The organism is Halobacteriovorax sp. GB3 (assembly GCF_028649655.1).
Taxonomy (GTDB): domain Bacteria; phylum Bdellovibrionota; class Bacteriovoracia; order Bacteriovoracales; family Bacteriovoracaceae; genus BSW11-IV.
This window is the reverse complement of record NZ_JAQSLN010000001.1, coordinates 834,901-859,447: the sequence shown is the minus strand read 5'-3', so window position 1 is coordinate 859,447 and position 24,547 is coordinate 834,901. Positions and strand designations below refer to the sequence as shown.

Sequence of the window (24,547 nt, the reverse complement as noted above, 5' to 3'; positions counted from 1 at the left end):
TTCCTTCCTGCTAGAATAGAAACACGTTTAAAGGCTATCATAGAATTGCCGATAAGTATGTAGAAGTTAGTTCAAAAGCGTAGGAGGTCACTATGGCAAATTATAAAAATCTCATCGATCAAAGAGTTGCTACTCTTATGGAAACAAAAAATATCGAACACGAGATGAACCTACTTTTCGATCTACAAAAAGAGCAGACTCCTTTTTACAATAGTGAAACAATCGAATCACTCGTCTATCTTGGAATCATTAAAACATACAATGATAGAGCTCTCGATTTTCTTTGGTACACATACCAAAATGAGATGCACCAAACATCTCACGTTCAAACAAGCTATAAAAAAGCAGCTTAATTATTTTCGAAATGGCATTTTTAATAGATTAAAAAGAGGAAGAGTTTCCTCTTTTTTTTCGAACTCTTTCAATCCAATTTTCAATTGTTCTTGTTCTTTGAAATCTACCGATTCGTAAGTTTTAAAGAGATAGTCCCAAAAAGAAAAACAAAAACCATAGTTACGATCGTGCCTGAGTCTATTTTCACAGTGGTGGCTTCTATGAAAGTCTGGTGTAACAAAGAAAAGACGTATCACTTGATCGATTTTCTTTGGCAGATAAAGATTAGAATGATTAAAAATAGCACTAGAGCTTAAAATTACTTCAAACCAAAAGATCGTCGTTGATGAGTATCCCATAAGAACAATCAAGGCCATTTTATAAAGACTTGATCCATAGATTTCTAAAGGATGAAAGCGAAGGGCACTAGTACTGTCTAACTCTCTATCTGCATGGTGAACGCGATGAATGCGCCAAATAAAAGCAACTCGATGTGAGAGGACATGTTGAAAATAAATAAAGAAATCTAAACTAATTAATCCTATAACAAAGCTCACATGAGAATCAATTTGACCTAAAAGCTGTAATGACCACACTTTGTCTTGTTCTACGAGAAGAGCAAGCCCATAGGGAGCAAAGGGGAGCAAATGCTTTACGAGAAAATTTCCTATAAAAACGAGAGAGAGATTTGAAAAAACTCTATGCCACTTTTCTTTTTTAAAATAGATCGCCTCTCTTCTTTTAAAGATGTGCTCTAATATGAAAAAAAGAGCGAGAGTGAAAAGAAAAATAATTGGTCTTAATGATAATTCATTCATTACTCAATATAATATATGCCTTGAAAGTTTTTGTCTTTACTCACAATGCCTTTTGCAGTCTCTTCTAACATATCTCTTTGTACAGCATTCAAATTACCTTTAACAATTAAAGAGACTTTGGCCGGACCACGGTCATTTGGAACAAAGTCAACTCCAATAGAGAGATTTTCTGAAATATCTTTTCCAAGAGAGTCCCTGCGATTAATAACCTTTCTAAGATCTTTCTCTACAGTTTCAGCTTCAACAATGAAGCTCGACTTTTGTGAAATAGGAATATCTTTACCAGAAGCAAATTTCTTTGGGACAAAGGTCACTCGAAAACCACTAGGGTTCTGTTTCGATACACGCGACATAAAATCAACTTTCTTTTGCGCATTCCATTCTTGCTTGGGAAAATAAACCCCGTCATCTCCAGAAAAATGGGCCTTTGCCTTTGAACCATCGATCTCACCAATACTTTCATTGAGAAATCTCTTATCCATATTGAGATTCTTTGTAACCGTTTCCACCTGATCCCAAATACCAACGATGACTTCATCAGTAGGCTTAGTTTGTCTCTTTTTTCCTTGATCCATAATTGCATTCATGGCCGCATGAGCGTTCTTACTACCAACGCCAGCAAAATCCACCGAAATAATCCCCTCTTTGGCCTCATTATAGGGAATGAAGTTTCGATCGCGAATATAAACAGGCGGAGAGAGAGCATCTGTTCGCTTGAAACTATCTACTAAAAGCTCAATTTCTCGCTGTTCAAATGTCGTATTAAAAGTCGATTCAAACTTTTCTTTCAACCTTTCTAAATATACTGAATCGAGCTCGATTGGATTTTTCTTAGTCTTTCTTAGAATTTCAATCGTAAGCGTCGAAGGAACAGCACGCTGCCCTCCATTTAATTTCAAGACTCCATTGTCTCTAAACTCTTTTCGAACACCAAGTTCAGATAAATTGTCCTGAATCTTTTTAATACTCTGTGCAATGTCCCCATCAACTTTTGAGTAATTAACAAATTCACCAACATTTTTTGATCCTGCATCTCTGGCCTTTCTGGCCGCAAGATTGGCCTTCGCCGAGCTCTCTCCCACACCGGCCATAAACCACTTTCCACTATTTCCAGTAGAACCTTGGTTCGCCTTCCATAGGAGATTGAAAGACTGTGAGTCAATTTCAGTTAAAAACTCTTTATAGGCAGATTCATATGCTTCTTTAATTTTCTTTTCGACCTCAGAGTTCTTTTTCCCTTTAGTATCAAAGCGAAGACGAACTCCTTTATAGTCTTCATACTCCCCTTTAATAAGCGGAGCTATATCTGGATTTTCTCGCATCGACTTAAAAAGCTTATCTTTAAAAGAGTTAGAAATTGAATCGACTAGCCTCTTGTCTTCAATCATAAAATCATTCATATCTTTTAAAACAGCATTTTCCACATCGAGATAGAGGACATCTTTTGACGATTGTTGAACATCTTCATCAAGAAAACGCATATACTCTCTATTGTCTGCCTTGAAATCAACACTGGCATACTCTTCTTTGTATTTAAGTGCTTGGTCAGAATGTTTTAAGAGCTCACGCTCTTTTGAAAGAAGGCCTATCGTCTTAGAACTAAATTGATCGTTTATTGCTTGGAGAAACTTCTCACAGCTCACCGCATGATTGGAAAGGCCAAATATGAGTGAAGTAAAAACAAGAAAACTTAACAGTATATTTTTCATGGTAGATCTCTTATCGACCTAGTTTACCACTTTCTTAATATTTAAATAAATTCGGATATTTATAAATTAACCACTAGAAATACGTCTTTTTTTGCCGTATATTCATGCTATAGTAGGGAAAAATAGGTTTATTTTTGACCTATTTCAAGGTATACGGGTCTAAACATTTGAAAATTTTAAAGATCCTATGAAGCTTGGTGGCCAAGATGCTTAAGGTTAATAAGAAAATAGAATACGCCCTAATGGCGTTAAAATTTATAGCGACAAGAGAAGATGGCAAATTAACATCTGCCAGAGAGATTTGTGACAAATTTCATACGCCTTTCGATACCACTGCCAAAGTGATGCAAACGATGAATTCCAATGAAATTTTAACTTCAGTTAAAGGTATTAAAGGTGGCTACTCACTTAACAAAGACCTTGAGACCGTTACATTCATGGACCTTGTTCGCATGATCGAAGGAAAGGAATCACAGAGTATTTGCCAATCAAAAAGTGGACTTTGCGAGTTTCTTGGAACCTGCAATATCTCTGCTCCAATGCAAAAGCTCTATGAAAAGGTAAATGGTTATCTAGAAGAGTTAACTCTTAAAGAACTTCTTTTAGACGAACCACAAATTTTAGAACAAATGATCAATCAAAGTGAGATAAATGTATGAGTACAGAAGATTTAACGGCCAGTGAATACAAGTATGGCTTTTATACTGACATTGAAACTGAAGAGTTTCCAAAAGGTCTAAACGAGGACATCATTCGCCTTCTTTCACAGAAAAAGGAAGAGCCAGAATGGCTTCTTGAATACCGTCTAAAAGCATTTCGTCATTGGCTAAAAATGAAAGCTCCAAACTGGGCGAAACTTGATATTCCTGAAATTGATTTTCAGGCCCTCTACTACTACGCGGCTCCAAAGAGAAAAGAAGATGCTCCAAAGAGTCTTGATGAAATTGATCCAGAACTTCTTGCGACATTTGAAAAGCTTGGAATTCCTCTCACTGAACAAAAGAGAATTACAGGTGTTGCTGTCGATGCTGTCTTTGACTCTGTTTCTGTTGCAACGACTTACAAAGAAGATCTTGAAAAAGTTGGAGTTATCTTTTGCTCAATCTCAGAAGCGGTAAAAGAGTATCCAGAACTTGTAAAAAAATATCTAGGAACAGTTGTTCCTTACGCTGATAACTTTTATGCGGCCCTAAACGCTGCTGTTTTCTCTGATGGATCTTTTGTCTACATTCCTGAAGGTGTAACTTGTCCAATGGACCTATCTACCTATTTTAGAATTAATGCAAAAGAGACAGGACAGTTTGAAAGAACACTTATTGTTGCCGACAAAGGCTCTTTCGTAAACTATCTCGAAGGATGTACAGCTCCACAAAGAGACGAAAATCAACTACACGCGGCCATTGTTGAAATTGTAGCCCTTGATAATTCAGAAGTACGCTATTCTACTGTTCAAAACTGGTATGCCGGTGACAGAGAAGGAAAAGGTGGAATTTACAACTTTGTTACAAAGCGTGGTAATTGCCTTGGTGTGAACTCTAAAATCTCATGGACTCAAGTTGAAGCTGGATCGGCCATTACTTGGAAATACCCAAGCTGTAACCTTATTGGCGATAACTCACAAGGTGCCTTCTACTCTGTCGCTCTCACTAATAATAAAATGCAAGCTGACACTGGTACCAAGATGATTCACATTGGGAAGAATACCAAATCAACAATCATCTCAAAGGGAATCTCAGCAGAGGAAAGTGAAAATAACTACCGTGGTCTTGTTAAGGTTATGCCTTCTGCAACAGGAGCTAGAAACTACTCTCAGTGTGATTCAATGCTCGTTGGAGATAAGTGCTCGGCCAATACTTTTCCTTATATCGATGTAAAAAATAATACAGCAACTGTAGAGCACGAGGCCTCCACAGCGAAGATAAGTGAAGAGCAACTTTTCTATCTTCAGTCTCGTGGACTTGATATGGAAAAGTGTATCTCAATGATCGTTAACGGATTTTGCTCGGATGTTTTCAAAGAACTTCCACTCGAATTCTCTGTTGAAGCGGTCAAACTTATTGAAATGAAATTAGAAAACTCAATTGGATAAAATATTAAGGATATAACAATGATTGAAATTAAAAACCTACACGCGAAAGTTACAGACTCAGATAATAATGAAAAAGAAATTCTCAGAGGGATTAATCTAACAATTAAGCCAGGAGAAATTCACGCAATCATGGGGCCAAATGGTTCAGGAAAAAGTACGCTTTCAAAAGTTATCGCTGGTCACCCTGCATTTGAGATCTCAGAGGGATCAATTTCTTACAATATTAATGGTAAGGAAACTGACCTTTCAGAGCTTGAAGCTGATGAGAGATCAAAAAATGGAATTTTCTTAGGTTTTCAATACCCTATTGAAATCCCAGGTGTAACAAACTTCAATTTTCTAAAAGAATCGTTCAATGCCATTTGTAAAGCACAAGGAGCTGGGGAAATGGATGACAAGTCTTTTAGAGAGTTCCTTATGCCAAAACTTGAACTCCTTGAGATGAGAGATGAGTTTCTTGATCGTCCAGTAAACACAGGATTTTCAGGTGGAGAAAAGAAGAAAAACGAAATTCTTCAAATGGCCGTTTTAAATCCAAGACTAGCTCTTCTAGATGAAACAGACTCAGGTTTAGATATTGATGCGCTAAAAATTGTTGCAAAAGGTGTAAACGCTCTTAAGAGTCCATTTAACGCCGTTGTTCTTGTCACTCACTATCAGCGTCTACTCGACTACATTGTTCCAGATCACGTTCACGTTCTCTTTAACGGACAAATTATTAAATCTGGTGGTAAAGAACTTGCCCTTGAACTTGAAGAGAAAGGTTACGACTGGCTTATTAAATAAGGTATCAATTATGACTATAAATGAACTAACTTCTAAATATACAGAAAAGCTCAAAGAGTTAGCAGTAAGTGACTTTCAAAAAAACGCTCTATCTAACTTTCAAGCAAGAGGCCTTCCCCATACAAAAATGGAAGACTGGCTCTATACAAAGCTAACTGATGTACTACCAGAGAATTTTGACAAGGTGTCTAAGAAAGGTATTCTAAAAAATGTTAAGCTGGCCGGAAAATACCAAATCGTATTCCTGAATGGTGCTTATTCTAAAGAAGATTCTTTTCTTCCAGATGAAGTAGAAGCAACGCTAATAAGTGCAACTGAACTTTCAGAGAAAAACTTTATAGATGATAAGAATGATATTTTTGCCATGCTTAATGCCAGTGCAAATGATCAAATTCTATCAATCAAAGTTTCTAAGAATGCTCAAGTTGATGACAATATCAACATTGTTCATCTCTCAGACTTTCAAGAAAGTTTTGCCATGCCAAGAACACACATTGAAGTTGAAAGCTTTGCCAAAGTAAACTTCGTTGAAATTTTCAAAGGTAATGACGAGCTAAGTTATAACCAAGCAGCAGTAACGAATTTTAATATTAATGATGGTGCCATTGTCACTCATATAAAAGTCCAAACAGAAGGTCTTAATTCTTTTCACGTCAGCTCAGTCAACGCTGATGTTAAAAGAGATGCTCTCTTTAAAACGTTTACCTTTAACACGGGAGCACTTAAAGCAAGACATAATATTAAAGTTGCCCTTCTAGCTGAAGGGGCCAATTGTTCAGTTGATGGACTCTATGCCATTTCAGAAAATCAACACTGTGATAACTTCTCACTCATTGATCACAGAATGCCACACACAGAGAGTTCACAACTTTTTAAAGGTGTTCTCGATGACAAAGCTCGCGGAGTTTTTACAGGAAAAGTTCTCGTTCAAAAAGATGCACAAAAAGTAAATTCAGAGCAGTTAAATAAAAATCTACTGCTTTCAAAAAAGGCCCACGCCGATACAAGACCACAACTTGAAGTCTACGCTGATGATGTTAAGTGTGCGCACGGAGCAACTGTTGGTCAGCTAAGTGATGAAGAAGCTTTCTACCTTCAATCAAGGGGTCTATCACGCGAGCGCGTTCAAAAATTACTGATCCACGCTTTTTGCTCAGATGCTATTTCAAAACTAGAAGACGACAAATTAGAAAACTTCCTATCTGAAGTTCTCTTTGAATCATTTGAAAAGAAAACCTTTGAACACTTAGATGAAGTGAAGGATTCATAGAAATGAGTTTAGATATAAAAAAAATTAGAGATGACTTTCCAGAACTTGCGAGAAGCGTTCATGGGAAACCTCTCATCTATCTCGACAATGGTGCTTCTACATTGAAGTGTAGACCTGTCATAGAATCTTTGAATAAACACTATAGTGAAGATGCAGCGAATATCCATAGAGGTGTTCACTTTCTAAGTGAGCAAGGAACAATTGAATTTGAAAAATCAAGAACAACTGTTCAGGCCTTTATTAATGCTAAAAACACTCATGAAGTTATTTTCACCAAAGGGACGACTGATTCAATCAACCTTGTTGCCAACTGTTTTGCTGAAGCTTTCTTAAATGAAGGTGATGAAATTCTTCTAACAACACTTGAGCACCATTCAAATATTGTTCCTTGGCAAATTGCCGCTAAAAAGAAAGGGGCTAAAGTAGTTGAAGTTCCGATCAATGACCAAGGTGAAATCCTCATTGAAGAGTACAAAAAACTTCTTGGGCCTAAAACGAAAATGGTTGCGACAAATCATATTTCAAATAGTCTTGGTACAATTAATCCTATCAAAGAGATGATTGCTCTTGCTCATGAAGTTGGTGCAAAGTTTCTTGTCGATGCAGCTCAATCAGTTGCCCATGCTAAGATTGATGTCCAAGATCTCGACTGTGATTTTCTAGCATTTTCTTCTCACAAAATCTTTGGGCCAACAGGTGTTGGTGTCCTTTATGGAAAAGAAGAACTACTCAATGAAATGCCTCCCTATCAAGGAGGTGGAGATATGATCGATCAAGTTAGTTTCGAAGAGACAACTTATAATGATCTTCCTCACAAGTTTGAAGCGGGAACACCTCATATAGCAGGAGTTATTGCTCTCAAGGCTGCCCTTGACTATGTTAGCTCAATTGGAATCAAAGAAATTGAGCAATATGAACATGACCTGCTGACTTACGCTACAGAAAAGCTCTCAAAAATCGAAGGGCTAAGAATAGTTGGAACAGCTAAGAATAAGGCCTCAGTTATTTCTTTTGTCATCGATGGTGCTCACCCTCATGACATTGGAACTCTACTTGATCGCCAAGGAATTGCCGTAAGAACTGGTCACCACTGCACGCAGCCACTTATGAAACGTATGAATGTTCCGGCCACGGCCAGAGCTTCTTTTTGTTTCTACAACACGAAAGAAGAAGTGGATGCCCTTGTTGCTGGAATTGAAAAGACAAAAGAATTTCTCTAAGAAGAAGGATATTTTATGAGTGAAGACATTAATTTTCACGTACAACCAACACCAAACCCAAATGCGATCAAGCTTATCCTCGATCGTGCTGTAAAAAAAGAAGGAAACTCAACATACCGTACACCAATGGAATGTGGAGAAAATAAACTTGCTCTAGAATTGTTTACTATTCGCGGAGTTGATCAGCTTCACTTTTTTGAAAATACGATCACACTTTCAAAATTTGGATACGAAGTATGGGATGAAATGATGCCAAAGATAGAAGGAGCGCTCAACGAGGCCCTTCCAGCTCACAACCCTGAATACTTTGACCCGGATCCAGAAGCGGAGAGAAGAAGATCACTCTCACCAGAACTTTTAAAAATTGAGGAGATCCTCGATAAAACCATTCGCCCAGGGCTTCAGGCCGACGGTGGAGATATCATGGCCTTGAGCCTCGAAGATAATATTCTGCTTGTGAAATACCAAGGGGCCTGTGGAACATGCCCTAGCTCAACGACTGGGACACTTGAGGCGATCAAAGGCATCCTTCGAGATGAATATGACCCCGGAATTGATGTTTACATTGCACCAGATTTTTAAAAAAGGCCCGATCAAGGGCCTTTTTTTTGTCCTGATTTAAATCAGTGTTGACAAGTTGTTTGATAGACCATACACTAGTTTCAAGAGTTAAACATGAGTCGCATGGAGTATACTCATGATCATTAGAAATTGCCTTGAACTACTCGCAGAGTTAAGTGAATTGGAAAAGCTCATGGATGAGCAAAGAAAGTCTTTAAGAACAATCAACGAGGACTTAGACAGTGATGAGCTTTTAGTTGAAACACTTCGACGCTATTTAAAAAATAAAAACAGTTAGGGGCTAGATCCTACCTAGTAGTAAATTCCCTATTCTTCTCTTTTTCAGTTTTCGCAATCTCTTTAAGGGTGGTCCGAAAGGGCCACTTTTTCAAAAAATTTCAAACTATCTAGCCTAATTGAAAATAAAAAGGCCCTTATTAAGGGCCTTCTTTTATTTAAGTGAATATGTTTTTTTCATCAATTCTTTTAATCTTATATGTCGAGCCTTGGCCCTATCAATATCATTGTTTGTGCTCTTGATTTCACTACTAATAAGTGATTCAACTATGGCACGACTCTCCATTCTCTTTTTACCTTCAAGCTTCACAACTTTTCCATCAGGTAGCTTAACAATAACAAATTCTTTGTTACCGACGAGACCATTGAGATACTCTTGTTGTCTGGATTCAGGCCATTGATAAAAACCAGAATCAGCTGTAGCGATTTGGGATACACCAATATTTTGAGTTTCATTTCCTGAAACTTCTTTGATCGTGAAATTCAATGCTCCCCCAGTTCTAATTCCAGCAACACTTCCACTTGAACTTGAACCAGAAAAAGATGTACTTGGTCCAGAGATAGAGCTTGAACTTCTGCCCTGCGAACTTTGAATGCTACTTGGAGCAGAAGCCTGAGAATTGATCGAACTCACAGTAGAACTCGATGGCTCACTATAGCGAGCTTCACTTTGAGTATTAGCGTTTGATTTCGAAGAAAGTGCACTTGCAAAAGGACTTCCTGAACTTGATTCAGATTTAGACGATGCCGTCTTAGTTTTATTATTCTGTACAAGTGGCTCTTTTTTGATTTCTTCTAATTCCTTTTTCTCTTTTTCAAGATTCGTTAACTTCTTCTCTAAAAGTTCAATTTGCTTATTTGATTTTTCAAGGGCCTTTAAGAATCTTTCATTAATGTTGTCATTAGAGCTCTCTCCAGACTGGAGACCTTTCACAACTTCTTTTTGAATTTCTTTTAATTCATTCTTTAGGTCAGAATCAATGATACTACTTGCTTCACGTGAATCACGAATATCAGTTTGAACATTATTCATAACCTGTGAAACAGGATCGAGACCAGGGTAATTTTCAGCATTAACTGCAACTGGATCAAACCACTGAACATTTTCTTGCACAGGGGCGACATCAACAGGAGGAGTATAAGAAGGAGCCTCTTCTACAACTTGCGAGACCTTTGATTTTGACATTGATTCGTTACGACTTTCAGATTCACCTAAGTTAACTTCAGTGACTGTTTCTACATCATTTTTAAAACCACCTGCACCAGATGTTGTAATAGAATAATTTCCTTTTCCAACGACATAAATATCTTCAACAATTTCTTTATACTTAGCCGCTTCAATTCCAGCTACGATTGGATCTGCAGTAATTGATTGACTCTCTTCACCAGAGGCAAGGCTGCTCCCTTCTGCATTTTGAAAAGAGCGAACACGACTCGTTCTCACTGTAACAAAGGCCTTTACCTGATCTTCTGTAAGACCTAACTTTCTTTTGAGATCATATTCTAAATCTCTCAATTCTCCTCTATTTTTAACAGCCGATTCAGAATAGCTCATCATTTTCTTTTTCTTATCAGCAAGAGAATTTTGAATTCTTGTAAGAGAATCTTTTAAAGAGTTGAGAGAGTCTTCAATATAAGGGCTATACTGAGTTCCTGACTGTAATTTCTTTTCAATGGCCTCAATATCCTGCTTAACTATTCTCTCTTCAGAGCTAAGTGCAAGAACAAGAGCATTGAGCTTATTAGCTTCTTTAAGGTTTTGCTCATATTCCTTTCTAAGTTTACCGACCCTCGTCATAGTCGCTTCAGTTTTATCAGCGATTCTTCCACCAGTCCTCATTGCTATATTTTTAACTTCGTCGACTATTGCCTTTTGTGTTTTAAAACTTTCACAAAAGAGAACATCTGTTAATCGAGATGTTGAATCATTAAAACCATTCTCTTTTAAAAATTGATCAAATTGCTCAAAAGAAGAAAGAACGTCTTCTCTTAGCTCCTTATTGAAAGCAAGTTTTGCTGTCATATCATCAATGCTAAGAGCATGAGGAGAATCTTTAACCTCTGTTGTTATATTTAAAACTTCAGAAACCAATCGAGAACAATCAGCATCCGTCGCCTCAAGTGCAATCTTATCTCTGAAACTTTTATCTGTTGTTCCAGTAAAGTAGGCATTTTGAATAGTCAGTTGATTTTCAGCTGGAAGAAAGTAGTCTTCGCTAAAGCCTTGCTCAATAACTTCAATAACAGGAGAATAATTTCTTTTATTTAATCGAATCCCCTCTTCGTTAAAACTTTCATAAGAATTATTCAAAATACTTAAGAGAACAGGACTGGATTTAAAAACATCTATTTCTTTAACGCCTGAAAAACATGTTTTCCTTTTATTTTTAAGAAGAAATTGATCCAGAACAAAGAGTTCATTCATTACTCTTTTAATATCTTCTTTTCTGTCTTTATTATTATATAAATAGCGTGATGTCTTAAAAGCGTGGTGATAGTCTTTTCTGTACTTATCCGCATTTTCAAGGTCCTCTTCTGTATAGCTCGCTGAAACGCAATCACAAAATTTAGCAGGGTCTTTTTCACGAATAGAACAATCAAACTGTCCAAGGTCTTGTATGATTTTTTTTGCTTGATCAGCGACACTTTCGTGCTCACTACACTTAATTAAATCTTTCGCACTCATTCTATTGTTATTAACACTAATGATCCAATCTTCCCCATAAGGAAGGGCCATAGCATGTGATGCAAATAATAATGTTAGTAATGCGACACTCTTTTTCATACGTTTCCTCACAATCCCCCATCTTTATCGGAAGACTGAGTTCTTTAATTAAGTATTAGTTTATCGTTAGGAATGATTACTGAGGCTTAAAAAAGGAAAATAAATCAAGGAAAAGATAAAAAGAACGTATTTCTAAGATGTTAAAGAAGGGACTAAATAAGTCCCTTCTCTTGAAATTATGCCCAATTTTGTGGGTAGTAGTACTTAAGCATTTGTTCATGCGCTGAACCTGCGGCCGGAGCATACCTATAAGTATACTTGCAACGAGCAGGAAGAGAGATAAGAATAGAATCCACTCTCCCATTACTTTGTAGACCAAAGTGAGTACCTCTATCGTGAAGTAAATTGAACTCAACGTAACGCCCACGACGGTGAAGTTGAAAGTCCTCATCTTCACTTGTATAAGCTTCATCTTTTCGCTTTTCAACAATTGGAAAATAAGAGTCATTAAAATAAGTTGAAATATCTTGAATCATGGCGACATCTTTTTCAATGTCTCCCGTATTGAAATGATCAAAAAAGAACCCACCAATTCCACGCATCTCATTATTTCGATGTTTATTGACGAAGTATTCATCACATTTCTTCTTCCACGCCTCATAGTGGCCATAAGGCTCCAGCGCATCCTTCCATGTTTGATGAAAAAACTTAAAGTCTTCAACATGGGGATAAAAAGGCGTCAGATCAGCTCCACCACCAAACCAAAACTTCTCCTCAACTTGAATCATGCGAAAGTTAGCATGAACAGTTGGAACCTTTGGATTTTTAGGATGGATAATAAGTGAAATTCCCGTGGCCCAGAACTCATCTTTAGTTCCACCGATGCGCTTAATGAACTCTGGATCGGCCTTGCCATAGACAAGCGATGTATTGACTCCCGCATTTTCAAAAACCTCACCACTAAAAGCACGAGTGATTCCTCCTCCGCCTTCATTACCAGCGGCATCTTCTCTATTCCAGCAGTCCTCAATAATTTCGATTTCAGGATCTATCTCTCTGATTTTATTAGTAATTTGATCTTGTAATTTCTTAACGTGATCGGCAAAATAAGCTTTGTGTAAATCTAACATAAAAGGCCCCTTTTATTCTCCAAGGATCATATCAGGTGTGCTATACAGTGTGAATACATGACGAATCAAATGAGATACATAAGCCTTTTCTTTCTTATTATGAGTTCACTTTTTGTGAGCAGCTTTTCTTTTGCTCAAGAAGCAGAATTTAATAAAAAGAATTCAAACATAAATTTCAATAAATCACTTCGAGAAAAAAAATACTATTACGACTACAGAGATAGGGACCACTCTTTCAAAGAAAGTTTAAGACATATCGGTGGCGTCTATCTCGCTTCATGGGCCGTTTACCCAATAACACAGCCAGATGTTTTTAGAGAGAAAGGCTCGATAAAAAAATATGGAAGGAACTTCGGGAAATTGGTCTTCGATAAAGATGAACCTTTTTGGAACTGGGTTGTCCACCCCATTAGTGGTTCACAGCTTTTTCTCTACTACCGCGCCAATGGCTATGATCGTATTCGCGCACTGTCGATGGCCTTCATCTCGTCAACACTCTTTGAATTCACTGTCGAAGTTTATACAGAACCTGCCAGTGTGCAAGACCTCTATCAGACACCTGTTTTAGGGGCCGTTCTTGGAATTGGTATTGAGCAGTTGAGTTTATATCTCCTCAACACAGGAAATGCAGTTGGACGTTTTTTTGGCCATCTTATGAACCCGTCAACACTCTTTTGGTTTTATGAGGGTCGCATTCGTATGGTTCCCTATGTGGACAACAAAAAGGCGGCCATGAACGTCTCGATTAGTTTTTAATTTTTGGAATTTTTTTAATGATGAGCAAATTTTTAACAACCCTATTTATCCTTACATCTATTCAGGCCATGGGCTTTGAAAATGAACTCGTCCTACGAGGAGGATTTCTAGCGTCAGTCTCTAAGATTGGAACAAGCCTAGAGACGACAGATCAGCTAGGAGGCTATGGCCTTGGAACAATGTTTGGTTATCGTCGAAAGAAGTTTGAGCTCAACGTTTCTTCAGAGATCTATTTTGGCAAGGCCGAGGGACTTAAATTTGAATACCAAAATGACTCAGTTCAAGGAACGGGAAATATTCGATCAGTGAGCCTTACGCCACTACTTAAATACACTACGGAATACATGCCCTACAAGAATTGGAATATCTACTTTGCCGCTGGCCCTTCGTGGGTTCTTCAAAGTATTGAACTCGATGATTTCGAATCCAACGGAATTCCTGTAAAAGATCACAAACTGACTTATGACTCCGAAGGTGGTGCCCTTGTCATTGGTGTTGAAGAGCAGACAGAGTTCAAAGAACAGCACCCTGCTTTTGTTCAACTCATGCTAGCTTATTATCGCTCGCGAAAAGTTAGTTTAGTCGATCGTTCAGATAGAAAAGAAATAGATATCCTCTCTGAACAGGACGCTGATCAAGATATTAAAACGGTAAGCCTCATCCTAACGATTGGGCTTGTCATATTTTAAAGGATAAAAAATGAAAGAGCTCACTTATTATCACAACCCTCGTTGCTCAAAAAGCCGTCAAGGGCTCGAGCTTTTAAAAGAAAAAGGCGTTGAGCCTACAGTCAAACTTTACCTAAAAGAACCAATGACTGAAAAAGAAGTTCTCGAGATCTTTAAAAAGGCAAAGCTCTCTCCTCTTGAAGGGCTAGTCCGCACTAAGGAAGCTACTTTTAAAGAACTAAATCTCAAAGACAAGACACTGACAGACAAGCAATGGGCCAAGACAATAGTTGAAAACCCTGTTCTATTAGAGAGACCTCTTCTAGTATCCAAAGACAGAGCAGCCGTTGGCCGTCCACCAGAGAATCTTCTCCAAATCATCTAAATTGTTAAAATTTATGGCCAAAGTTCATCAAATGACTGAATCTTTGGCCATTTTAATCATCAAGATCTTTTCATCATAACTAAATATCAAACACTTACCTTCTACTATAAAGAACCCTTCTATAATGTCGATACAGGTTAAGACTTATTTGCCCACCTAACCTAATTGAGGCTTATTTTATGAGAAAAGGTAGTATCCAAATTTGCTTAATTTTTACTCTCCTACTGGGAACCTTTATGAGTTTTCAGCAAGTCTTTGCCGCCAAAGACAAAGGTGTTGCGAAGGCCATTATCCTAAGGGGTACAGTTCAAGCAAAAGTTGGAGAGAAAGTTTTAACTATTAAAAAAGGCGACTGGCTCCCAGAGGGCGCAATCGTTAATACAGAGCCAAAGAGTTTTGTAAAATTTCTCTTTATTGATAAGTCACAAATGAACTTAGGACCCTCTTCTCAAATGATCATTGATAAATTCCCAAGAAAGAAAGCTGGAATTATCACACTCATGAAAGGGCAATTGAGATCGAAAGTTACAAAAGACTACATGGATATGGACAAGAGCAAATCGAAGCTCTACATCAAAACGAAAACTGCGGCCATGGGTGTTCGTGGAACGGACTTTCAAGTTAACTTTTCTCCTGAAAATGAGAACACGACTCTCATCACCTTTGAAGGTGCTGTTGCCATGGGGCAAATTGAAAATGCAGAACAAGCAAGATCAAATGTTCAAGATAATTTAGAAAAAGTCGTATCAAATCCAAATGCCGTTATGGTTAAGCAAGGAACATTCTCGGCGGTTGCTCCTAGAGCGGGAAATAGACCAACACTACCAACAAAAATGAACCCTTCTCAATTTGAAACACTTAAAAAGAACGAGTCGGGAATTGTAAAAGAAAAAGTCCAATCTTCAAGCGCCTCTAAAAAGACTTTTAGAAAGCCTGTTCCTCCAGGTGTAAATAGTAAAGAATTTGCAAACTCAGGATCAAGCATTGAAAAAGAAATGGCAAAGAGTCTTGGTAGCGAAATGGTTAAGGCCGTTGATAAAGAAATCTCAAAAGAACTTGGTGCCGTAGCAAACACGCCTCCACCAGAAGGGATGAAAGACACTGAAACAGGTGCCTATGCTCCTCCAGCAGGTGGTTACATCGACCTTAAAACAGCTCAATATATTCCTCCTCCTCCAGGAAGTGCATTTGACCCTGTGTCTAATACATTTATTCCACCAGCAGATTTTGGACGCTTTGACCCTTCTACAGGGCAGTATGTAAATGACAAGTTTGACCTGACGGCTTCTGGAAAATTTGTCAATAAACCAAAAGAAGTTATCGCCAACGATGGAAAAGATGGAAGAGCTCCAGCTTCGGCTGAAGGAGATGGACCTAACCTTGATGGTGAAAAGCCATTACCTGAGGAAGCACCTCCAGTAATCGCGGATGGTCCAATAGAGCCAACAATAAATGAAGAAGTAGAAATTGATGATTTCGAACCACCTCAATTACCTGAGGATCTCGCTTGTGTAGACTGTATCGTTGAAGATAGAGATGATTTCATCGAAGAGACAGTAAATGAAACAATTGAGAAAAGAGCACGGGTAAAATTTATTATCAATTCTCAATAAAAGATTTTCACTCTATAATAAGAACATAAGTTATTTAAAATAATGGCCTTCACGATGAAGGCCTTTTACCATTTTCAAGGAAAGAAAATGAAATTGACTCCCCTAGTATTAGGACTTCTCTTTTCAACTGCTACACTTGCTCAAACTCCTGAACAATTTATAGAAGTTTATAAAAAGTTTAAACTTGGTTCCTATGCCGAAGTAGCACAAACTCTTGAGCAAATGAAAGAAAATAAAAAGACGGATGGAACTCGCTACTATCTCCTTGGAATAAGTTATTCGAGACTACAACAATATGACAAAGCGGCCTTCTATCTTTCAAAGGCCATTCTAAACAAGAACGAAACAGAAGATGTCTACTACGAGCTAGGTCAATCTCTTTATGCTTCTAATGAATTAGAGAAAGCGAGAAAGGCCTTCTTTAAGGCCTCTAAATCCAACTTTAAAAAGGAAACTTCTTTTTATTACATCGCCCACATCTCTCAAGTTCTTGAAGAGTATAAAATTGCAAAGTCCTTTTATGTCAAAGTTCTAAAAGAAAAATCATCATCTGATGAACTCAAACAAGTCTCTCGCTTTCAATTAGCTGAAGTTCTCTTGGAGATGGCCCGTGATAAAAAAGATGCGAGAAGACTTGTAAAAAGCTACATCCTACCTCAGATGAACAAAGTCGTTAAAATGAACGAAGAATCTCAAGTCGCAAAAGATGCAGCAAAGAGAGTTAAAGAGATTCAAAAAGAATTTGGACTCGATCCTGATCTTATGATCAATGGAAAGAGACTTTCAAAAAAGCGCTTTCGTCTCAGTGCAACTCAAACTTTTGAATACGATAATAACATTACACTTACGACAGACAGTCCAGATGTTCAGGACACTCAGAAAGATTCTTTTATTTTTGAGACTGACATTAAAACATCTTACCTTTTTGACTTTAAAAAGCGCTACACAGTAAAGCCAAGCCTTTCACTTAACAAGGTTAAGCACCAAGACCAAGATAATTCAGAAGTTTATTCAAACGACAGTTTTCAATATAGTATTGATGTGAAAAATACTTTTGAACACAAGCTCTTCAATGCTCCAGCATCAACCCTTTTTGAAGTTGATTACGATTACAAAAAAAGAGATGTAAACAGTGAGCAAACTCTCGTTTTCAATAACAAGACATGGACTTATACATTTGGAGAAAAATTTAAGTTCTTCTCTCTTGGAAATACGACTGTAAAATATAAAAGAAAAACATTTCGTTCATACAAAGACACTCTTCACTTTAACACCAACACCATCTCCGTAGATCAGATCATGGTTTTTAAAAGTGGTCACCTTGGAATTTTTCTTTGGCAATATGACATGAACGATAACTTCAACGATACGACAAATTCAACAAATACAAATCTCTTTCGAGTTGACTACATTATTCCAGACTTTATGTTTAAGACATCACTTAACCTCGCCTTCTCAGCGACTTTGACAAGTTATGATGATGAAACGAAGAGTGAGCAAAGAGGCCAAGAGAAGCTTCTTAATCCAAGTATAAAATTAACAAGAAAAATCAATCCAAACTTCAGTATTGATTTTGGTTATAGTTACTCGAAACAAACATCGGACGATGCCGACCAAGAGTATACAAAGCACTCAACGACGACTGATATAACTTATAATTACTAGGAACAACGATGATCTCTCGCATAGTCAAATACACTGGACTCTTTATCATAATATGCTTCAGTGCCATCAGTGTTTTCTTCTCCATTGCTAAAAGGGACTTCACTGATCCAAGAATCGAGAAAATCTTCTATTACACATCATTTTTTGAAGATCGATTCTATGACTATCGAATGAAAAGTACTCTCATCCCAGACAAAGTTGAAAAACGTTTAGTCATGGCCGATATTGATGACTATTCCCTTCAAAATCTAGGACAGTGGCCAGTTTCCAGAGTGACGTGGACACAACTAATCGACAAGCTTAGAACCTATGGTGCTAAAGTTATTGCCTTTGACGTATTCTTTGCAGAAGAGTCTCAAACCTGTAACGAAGAAAATCCCGATATAGAGCTTGGAAATGCGATTAGAAGATTTCAACAAGTTCCAGGAAATAGGGTCATTCTCCCCTACAAAATCAATTTCAAAAACCAAGAACAAGAAGATGTCTTTAGCGATATTCCAGAGCATCTTTACAACTATATAATGGATACAAAACAAGCAGAAGGACTTAACCTCATCGATTCAGAGGTTTCGAAATCTGTTTATCCTATTGATCCCCTTTTAAATGCCGAGCCGGCCCTTGGACACATTCAAGTGCAGGCAGATGCCGATGGGATTATGAGGCACTACCGACTCATTGGAAACGTCGACACTCTCTATTTTCCTTCTTATGCTCTCGCTACTTATGAATTTTTAACTGATGACAAACCCCTCTTTGAATATTTAACGCCAGAAGATGCAAAGCTCACGGTAAAAAATGGGACCATGTCCATAAACTTTCTTGGTGAAACAAAACTAAGATGGTTGGGTGGATCAAATCATTTTCCAAAAGTCCCCATTTACGACATCATTACAGCAAGTGACAGTGACCAGAAAATGAAAGAGATATTTGATGGGACAGCTGTTTTTGTAGGGGCCAGTGCCTTTGGCGCCTATGACCTTAGACATACGCCTGTAGACTCGATGCTACCAGGGGTCTACTTTCACATGAACTTTACCAATATGCTCTTAGAAGGCCGTTTTTTCGTACCTCAAGGGGAATCGACAAAATACTCATGGGTCATTCTTATCATCTGTACTCTCATTGTCTTAGGAGTTCAATTTTTTGGAAACCCTATTGCCGACTTAGTTACAGTTGTTGCTGTTTCTCTAGGTGTTTATTATTTTGATACCTATTACCTCATTCCTAAAGGGTATGAAATTAAACTCTTTTTCTGTCTCTTCAGTATGGGCGCCTCTTACTCATGGAACACATTTCTACACTTCTACCTGGCCAATAAAGACAAGGCCTTCTTAAAAAGTGCCTTTGGATCTTATATCTCGCCAGAATTAATTGATGAAATGTATGAATCTGGAAAACCACCAATGCTAGGAGGAGATAGCGGTGTTCGAACTGCTTATTTCACTGACATTCAAGGTTTCTCAACATTTTCTGAAAAACTCACGGCCACTCAACTGGTTGAGCTTTTAAATGAATACCTGACAGAGATGACTGACATTCTTCTCGATGAAAAAGGAACACTTGATAAATATGAAGGTGATGCCATTATCGCTTTCTTTGGTGCTCCAATGCCACTAGAAGACCATGCCATACGCGCCTGTCGAGTGGCCATCCGTATGCAGAAGGCCCTAGGAAAACTTAGAAAGAGATGGAAGTCTCAAGGTAATAAGTGGCCGCAAATTGTCCACGATATGAGAATGAGAATTGGTATCAACTCTGGAGAAATCGTTACTGGGAACATGGGGTCTGCCTCGAGGATGAACTATACAATGATGGGAGATGCCGTTAACCTAGCCGCCAGGCTTGAAGAGTCCGCAAAGCAATATGGTGTTTTTACACAAGTAAATAAAGATACAAAAGAATTAACTGGAGATGTATTTCTTTGGCGTGAACTCGATACGATTCGCGTTGTTGGAAAGTCAATTCCTGTTACAACATTTGAGCTCTTAGATATTAAAACCGATGCCAAGAAACTTCTCGTTAATTTAAGTGAAACTTTTCAAAAAGGACTGGAAGCCTATCGTTCTCAGCAGTGGGATCAGGCACTCGAGTATTTTAATCAATCCCTCGAATATGAGTATGAGCGTTTTCCTGCCCTTAAGGGAAAGAAAACAAATCCTTCTGAAATCTACATTGAACGTTGTAAGCAATACAAAGAAGTTCCTCCCGCACCAAATTGGGATGGGGTCTACACTCTAACATCGAAGTAATTATGTTAAAGAAGTTTAGAAAAGAAAAAAAAGACGGTAAAATCATTGAACACTGGAGTGATATTCATCTCCAGTTTTCCTTTCATAGAAAAGACAAAGAACTCATTTATTTTGAAATCCACTTCCATGGTAAAAAAGATTATTACATCACTTGGGATCAGGGCATCTTTGCACATGGGCATGTCATTTCAGGTGATGAAGATCCAAGAAAAAATCTCTCTGAAATTGTCGATACGACAAGTGAAAGTGACTTGGATAGCTTTATCCAGATTTTCAAAGAAGAAGCTGTAAAGTTAAAGAAAAAAGATTATCAAGAAATTCTAGAAATTTTAGAAAGGCAAGGAAAGTGAAATTCTTCACTTTCCTTATCCAATATGACAGGTCTAGGCAGCTTTAGATCCGTTTACAAGCTCAATAACATTGACGACAACGCCATCGAGATTCTCCGCTTGTTTTCTTAATTGTTCCGCATTTGAAGAGGTCTGCTGAGCGGCCTGAGTATTTTCATGAGTCACTTGATCTAAAAGTCTCATGGCCTTTGTAATCTCATCAACACCTGTTGCCTGCTCACCACAAGCAATGGCAATTTCTCCAACCTTTTCATTAACACTCATAACATTTCTTAGAATTCCATCCAGGGCCATCTTACAGTCTTGGGCCTTAGAAGTTCCTTTTTCAACAGTTGCAGTTCCTTCTTTAATCAGTCCCTCAACCATAGATGTTGTTCCAGAGACAATATCTTCAACACGCTTAATACTTTGATCAATGAGGCTTCGAATCTCTTCAGATGCCTTACCACTCATAGAAGCTAAGTTTCCGACTTCTTCAGCAACAACGGCAAATCCCTTTCCTGACTCTCCAGCACGAGCGGCTTCAACAGAGGCATTGAATGAGAGAAGTTTTGTTTGAAAAACAATGTCATTAATGACTTTCGTCTTATCATCAATTTCTTTAATAACATTTAGAATCTCTTCGATTTGTCTATTTGACTCTTCCATCTTATTCATGACGTGAGAGTTGGTATCGGTAATTTCTCGAATTGATTGCAACATATCATCAACTGTCGCCTTTCCATCTTCAGCAGCACTTTGACTTTCGCTACTGGTTTGTCTAGACATCTGAGCTGAATCACTATTTCTATTAATCATGGCCGAAATTTCATCAATCGAGGCCACCGTTTCTTGTAGCGATGAAGCTTGGTTTTGAGTTGAGTTATTTAATTGTTTTGAAGTTTCTAGTGTTTCATTAGAGCCTTTAGTAACTTCAACGGCCGTTTGCTTGAGTTTATTAGCAATAAGAAGAAGTGGTGCTGAAACTCCTTTTTTAATAGCGAAGCTAATAATAAAGGCCATCACAACCATTCCAAGAATTGAAAATCCAATAAACTTGGCCATGAGATTGAAAATATATTCGTTAACATCTTCAATATAAATTCCTGTTCCTAAAATCCATCCCCATGGCTTAAATGCTTTAACAAAAGACAGTTTTGGAACATGTTTTTTAGGATCTTTTTTATCAGTCCACAGGTAATCGACATAACCATGGTCTTGTTTTTTTACGACATCAACCATCTCGTTAAAAAAGAGTTTTCCACCCTTATCTTTAAATTCAACAAGACTCTTTCCTTCGAGAGAGCTCTTTGGGTGAAAGATCATTCTTGGCTCAAAATCCTGAACCCAAAGATAATCATCCTTATCGCGACCATAGCGCAGTGTTCTTAGATAATTTGCAGCGAGCCCCTTGGCCTCTTTCTCAGTTAATCTTCCCTCTTTTACTTCATTAACATAGGCCTGTAGAACACTTTCAGCAGTTAAAATGACATCTTCTAAAAGGAACTTCTTTTCTTTAATCAAAGCGTCCTTTGTCGATACATATGAGCTCGTTAGAGATATCAAATTAAAGACGATAAAAGGAACAAGAGCTAGGATAAGAACCTTGGTATTAAGGCTTAGCTTTTTCATAATTATGTAACCCCTGACTTAAATAGAAAAACTTCTATTTACATATTCGTAGGGTTTAAAACTTAAGATGACTTAATTTTTGGAAAAAAAAAGAATATATACGATTTTCAATAACTTGAAGAGTTTATCTAAAGACAGAAATCCCCTCATTTTTGAGGGGATTTCTTGATATTACAAGCTTAGTAGGCAAGTTGCTTTCTCATGGCCTCAACAACTTTATCTGTATTTGGAAGGATGGCCTTCTCAAGGATTCTATTGAATCCGACAGGAGTAAATGTTGAACCAACACGATGAACAGGAGCATCGAGGTGCTCAAATGCTTTTTCATTAATCATCGCGACAATCTCACCACCGAATCCACCAAAGACCTTGTCTTCGTGAACAACAAGACAACGATTAGTCTTAGCGATTGAATCGATAACTGTTTGCTCATCTAGAGGCACAAGAGATCTAAGGTCGATAACTTCAACATTATAACCTTCTGCCGAAAGTTTTTCGGCCGCTTCAAGACAGTGATGAACAGTATTTCCATAAGTAACAACAGTCAAATCACTTCCCTCTTTTCTAACGCGAGCTTTTCCAAATGGAACTTCAAAGTTCTCAGGAACAACGGCCATTGCCTGTTTCGCGTTGTAGAGAGCTTTTGGCTCGAGGTAAAGAGTTGGTCCCTCTGAGTGCATAGCTGTTCTTAAAAGTCCTGCAGCATCGTCTGCGAAAGCTGGACAAACAACTCTAACACCAGGAATACCAGCGATATTCCCTTCAAGGTTTTGAGAGTGGTAAAGTCCACCACCGATATATCCACCAGAGGCTAATCTGATGACAACATTTGGAGCGAAAGCTCCATTTGATCTCCAGTAATCATGAGAACATTCAAGGTATTGCTCCATTGCTGGCCAGAAATAGTCAGCAAACTCAGCACCTTCAACGACAACACGAATGTCTTTTCTAAAACGTGAGAAACCATTTGCAGTTCCAAGAATATAATCCTCAGCAATTGGCCCGTTAAATACACGCTCTTTTCCAAACTCTTGTTGCATTCCCTTTGAAACGTTGAAAATCCCACCTTTATCTTTGTTGGCCATATCCTGACCCCAGATAAATGTATTTGGGTTTTCACGGAATTCTTTTTTAAGTTGTCCATTAAGAGCATCGATGAACTTCATTGGCTCACCCTGCTCATTGTGAGTTCCATCAACATAAGTTTGTGGCTCGTGAGCTGGTGCAAAAACAAAGTCATAAATAGACTCTGGAGTTGGGTTTGGTGCTTTCATCGCTAGAGTGTGAGCTTCAAGAAGCTCTTTCTTTTTAGCAGCATCAATTTCATCAAGCTCAGCTTCTGTGAAGATTCCTTCTTTGATAAGTGTCTTTCTAAATGCCACGAGAGGATCTTGTTTTTTAACATCTTCTCTCTCTTTTTCGTCTCTATATAACTCGTGCTTATCAGAGTTAGAGTGAGAACCAATACGAACACAATGAGCGTGAACGATAACTGGCTCGCTCTTTTCAAGAGCAATTTCTCTGGCCGTTTTCATAGCGTTCATTGAATCGAAGATATCTTTTCCATCACAGTGAATAATGTGAAGGTTTAAAAATCCCATGAAGTTATCAGCAACAAATTCGTTGGCCGTTTGATCACACTTTGGAACAGAGATCCCGTATCCATTATCTTGGAAAACGAAAACAACCGGAAGCTTCTCGCGTGAAGCACCGTTAATTGCTTCGTAAACATATCCCTCAGAAACTGATGACTCTCCCTGAGAAGAGAAAGCTACACCCTTGTGATCGTAGCGATTCATAGCACGAGCAACACCAACAGCGTGAAGAGGATGGTTTCCTGTACAACTAGAAACGTTGTGAATATTCCACTCAGGCTTAGCAAAGTGGTTAGACATGTGACGCCCACCTGAGGCGAGGTCTGTCGCTTTAGAGATCCCATTAAGAATAAGCTCTTCAGCGCTTAAACCTGAAGCAAGAGCTGTTAGCATATCTCTGTAATATGGAAACAGATGGTCTGTTTCTTTTTCAAATGTTTGTCCAATCGCTAGCTGAATTCCGTCGTGACCAGCATATGGTGCGTGATATGACCAACCGATGGCCTGCTTAAGGTAGTTAGGCGCTCTATCGTCAATCATGCGCCCAAGAGAAAGAAGCTCATACCAATTTTGAAGAGTATCTTTGCTCGTTTTCTTAAGCGTGTAATGCTTAGTTGGCTTTACTTTCTTTGCCATAATCTTTCCTCATTATGTTGAATTATTATTGAATGGTTTAAGTCCCCATAATTAAACACAATGGCTCCATTCAGTAAACCT

21 protein-coding genes are annotated in these 24,547 nt (G+C 38.0%); 15 read left to right on the top strand and 6 right to left on the bottom strand.

What is annotated here, in order from left to right; translation table 11 throughout:
* Positions 1-92: 92 nt before the first annotated feature.
* Positions 93-353, top strand: coding sequence for a hypothetical protein (locus tag HBN50_RS04165; protein ID WP_273868172.1), 261 nt, complete (start codon positions 93-95; stop codon positions 351-353).
* On the opposite strand, the gene HBN50_RS04160 is transcribed toward HBN50_RS04165, so the two are convergent.
* The gene (locus HBN50_RS04160; RefSeq protein ID WP_273868170.1) at positions 354-1,151 is read right to left on the bottom strand and encodes a sterol desaturase family protein; all 798 of its coding nucleotides are present in this window, start codon (positions 1,149-1,151) and stop codon (positions 354-356) included. It abuts the gene before it with no gap.
* Positions 1,151-2,860: a hypothetical protein gene (locus tag HBN50_RS04155; RefSeq protein WP_273868169.1), complete on the bottom strand. Its 1,710-nt coding sequence runs from the start codon at positions 2,858-2,860 to the stop codon at positions 1,151-1,153. Before HBN50_RS04155 ends, HBN50_RS04160 begins: the two co-directional genes overlap by 1 nt.
* Before the next feature lie 206 nt (positions 2,861-3,066).
* Between HBN50_RS04155 and HBN50_RS04150 the strand changes: the two genes are divergently transcribed.
* From HBN50_RS04150 to HBN50_RS04120, 7 genes are all read left to right on the top strand, one after another.
* Positions 3,067-3,519 carry an RrF2 family transcriptional regulator gene (locus tag HBN50_RS04150; RefSeq protein ID WP_273868168.1) on the top strand — a complete coding sequence of 151 codons (453 nt, stop codon included), beginning with the start codon at positions 3,067-3,069 and terminating at the stop codon, positions 3,517-3,519.
* A complete protein-coding gene (sufB, locus tag HBN50_RS04145) occupies positions 3,516-4,949 on the top strand; it encodes a Fe-S cluster assembly protein SufB (protein ID WP_273868167.1) in 1,434 nt (477 codons plus the stop codon). The genes HBN50_RS04150 and sufB overlap by 4 nt, the downstream gene beginning before the upstream one ends.
* A gap of 18 nt (positions 4,950-4,967) precedes the next feature.
* On the top strand, positions 4,968-5,735 hold the full coding sequence (sufC, locus tag HBN50_RS04140; RefSeq protein ID WP_337961795.1) for a Fe-S cluster assembly ATPase SufC: 768 nt from the start codon (positions 4,968-4,970) through the stop codon (positions 5,733-5,735).
* 10 nt (positions 5,736-5,745) lie between these two features.
* Positions 5,746-7,005, top strand: a complete 1,260-nt coding sequence (sufD, locus tag HBN50_RS04135; protein ID WP_273868166.1) for a Fe-S cluster assembly protein SufD — start codon at positions 5,746-5,748, stop codon at positions 7,003-7,005.
* Between the two features lie 2 nt (positions 7,006-7,007).
* On the top strand, positions 7,008-8,225 hold the full coding sequence (locus HBN50_RS04130; RefSeq protein WP_273868165.1) for an aminotransferase class V-fold PLP-dependent enzyme: 1,218 nt from the start codon (positions 7,008-7,010) through the stop codon (positions 8,223-8,225).
* 15 nt (positions 8,226-8,240) lie between these two features.
* On the top strand, positions 8,241-8,807 hold the full coding sequence (locus HBN50_RS04125) for a NifU family protein (protein ID WP_273868164.1): 567 nt from the start codon (positions 8,241-8,243) through the stop codon (positions 8,805-8,807).
* Positions 8,808-8,922: 115 nt separating this feature from the next.
* Positions 8,923-9,084 (top strand): hypothetical protein, encoded by a 162-nt coding sequence (locus HBN50_RS04120; RefSeq protein WP_273868163.1) that lies wholly within the window; start codon positions 8,923-8,925, stop codon positions 9,082-9,084.
* Between the two features lie 153 nt (positions 9,085-9,237).
* Here HBN50_RS04120 and HBN50_RS04115 read toward each other — a convergent pair whose 3' ends face one another.
* On the bottom strand, positions 9,238-11,868 hold the full coding sequence (locus HBN50_RS04115) for a hypothetical protein (RefSeq protein ID WP_273868161.1): 2,631 nt from the start codon (positions 11,866-11,868) through the stop codon (positions 9,238-9,240).
* A 176-nt stretch (positions 11,869-12,044) separates the two neighbouring features.
* Positions 12,045-12,938 (bottom strand): oxygen-dependent coproporphyrinogen oxidase, encoded by an 894-nt coding sequence (hemF, locus tag HBN50_RS04110; protein WP_273868159.1) that lies wholly within the window; start codon positions 12,936-12,938, stop codon positions 12,045-12,047.
* Positions 12,939-13,037: 99 nt separating this feature from the next.
* On the opposite strand from hemF, the gene HBN50_RS04105 reads away from it, so the two are divergent.
* From HBN50_RS04105 to HBN50_RS04075, 7 genes are all read left to right on the top strand, one after another.
* Positions 13,038-13,694 (top strand): DUF3943 domain-containing protein, encoded by a 657-nt coding sequence (locus HBN50_RS04105; RefSeq protein ID WP_273868157.1) that lies wholly within the window; start codon positions 13,038-13,040, stop codon positions 13,692-13,694.
* Between the two features lie 17 nt (positions 13,695-13,711).
* On the top strand, positions 13,712-14,383 hold the full coding sequence (locus tag HBN50_RS04100; RefSeq protein ID WP_273868156.1) for a hypothetical protein: 672 nt from the start codon (positions 13,712-13,714) through the stop codon (positions 14,381-14,383).
* A gap of 10 nt (positions 14,384-14,393) precedes the next feature.
* On the top strand, positions 14,394-14,747 hold the full coding sequence (arsC, locus tag HBN50_RS04095; protein WP_273868154.1) for an arsenate reductase (glutaredoxin): 354 nt from the start codon (positions 14,394-14,396) through the stop codon (positions 14,745-14,747).
* A 236-nt stretch (positions 14,748-14,983) separates the two neighbouring features.
* The gene (locus HBN50_RS04090) at positions 14,984-16,360 is read left to right on the top strand and encodes a FecR family protein (RefSeq protein ID WP_273868153.1); all 1,377 of its coding nucleotides are present in this window, start codon (positions 14,984-14,986) and stop codon (positions 16,358-16,360) included.
* Positions 16,361-16,447: 87 nt separating this feature from the next.
* A complete protein-coding gene (locus tag HBN50_RS04085; protein WP_273868151.1) occupies positions 16,448-18,025 on the top strand; it encodes a tetratricopeptide repeat protein in 1,578 nt (525 codons plus the stop codon).
* Between the two features lie 8 nt (positions 18,026-18,033).
* Positions 18,034-20,274: a CHASE2 domain-containing protein gene (locus HBN50_RS04080; protein WP_273868150.1), complete on the top strand. Its 2,241-nt coding sequence runs from the start codon at positions 18,034-18,036 to the stop codon at positions 20,272-20,274.
* 2 nt (positions 20,275-20,276) lie between these two features.
* Positions 20,277-20,624, top strand: coding sequence for a hypothetical protein (locus HBN50_RS04075; RefSeq protein ID WP_273868149.1), 348 nt, complete (start codon positions 20,277-20,279; stop codon positions 20,622-20,624).
* A 33-nt stretch (positions 20,625-20,657) separates the two neighbouring features.
* On the opposite strand, the gene HBN50_RS04070 is transcribed toward HBN50_RS04075, so the two are convergent.
* On the bottom strand, positions 20,658-22,235 hold the full coding sequence (locus HBN50_RS04070; RefSeq protein ID WP_273868148.1) for a methyl-accepting chemotaxis protein: 1,578 nt from the start codon (positions 22,233-22,235) through the stop codon (positions 20,658-20,660).
* A 179-nt stretch (positions 22,236-22,414) separates the two neighbouring features.
* The gene (locus HBN50_RS04065; protein WP_273868147.1) at positions 22,415-24,466 is read right to left on the bottom strand and encodes an alpha-ketoacid dehydrogenase subunit alpha/beta; all 2,052 of its coding nucleotides are present in this window, start codon (positions 24,464-24,466) and stop codon (positions 22,415-22,417) included.
* Positions 24,467-24,547: the final 81 nt, after the last annotated feature.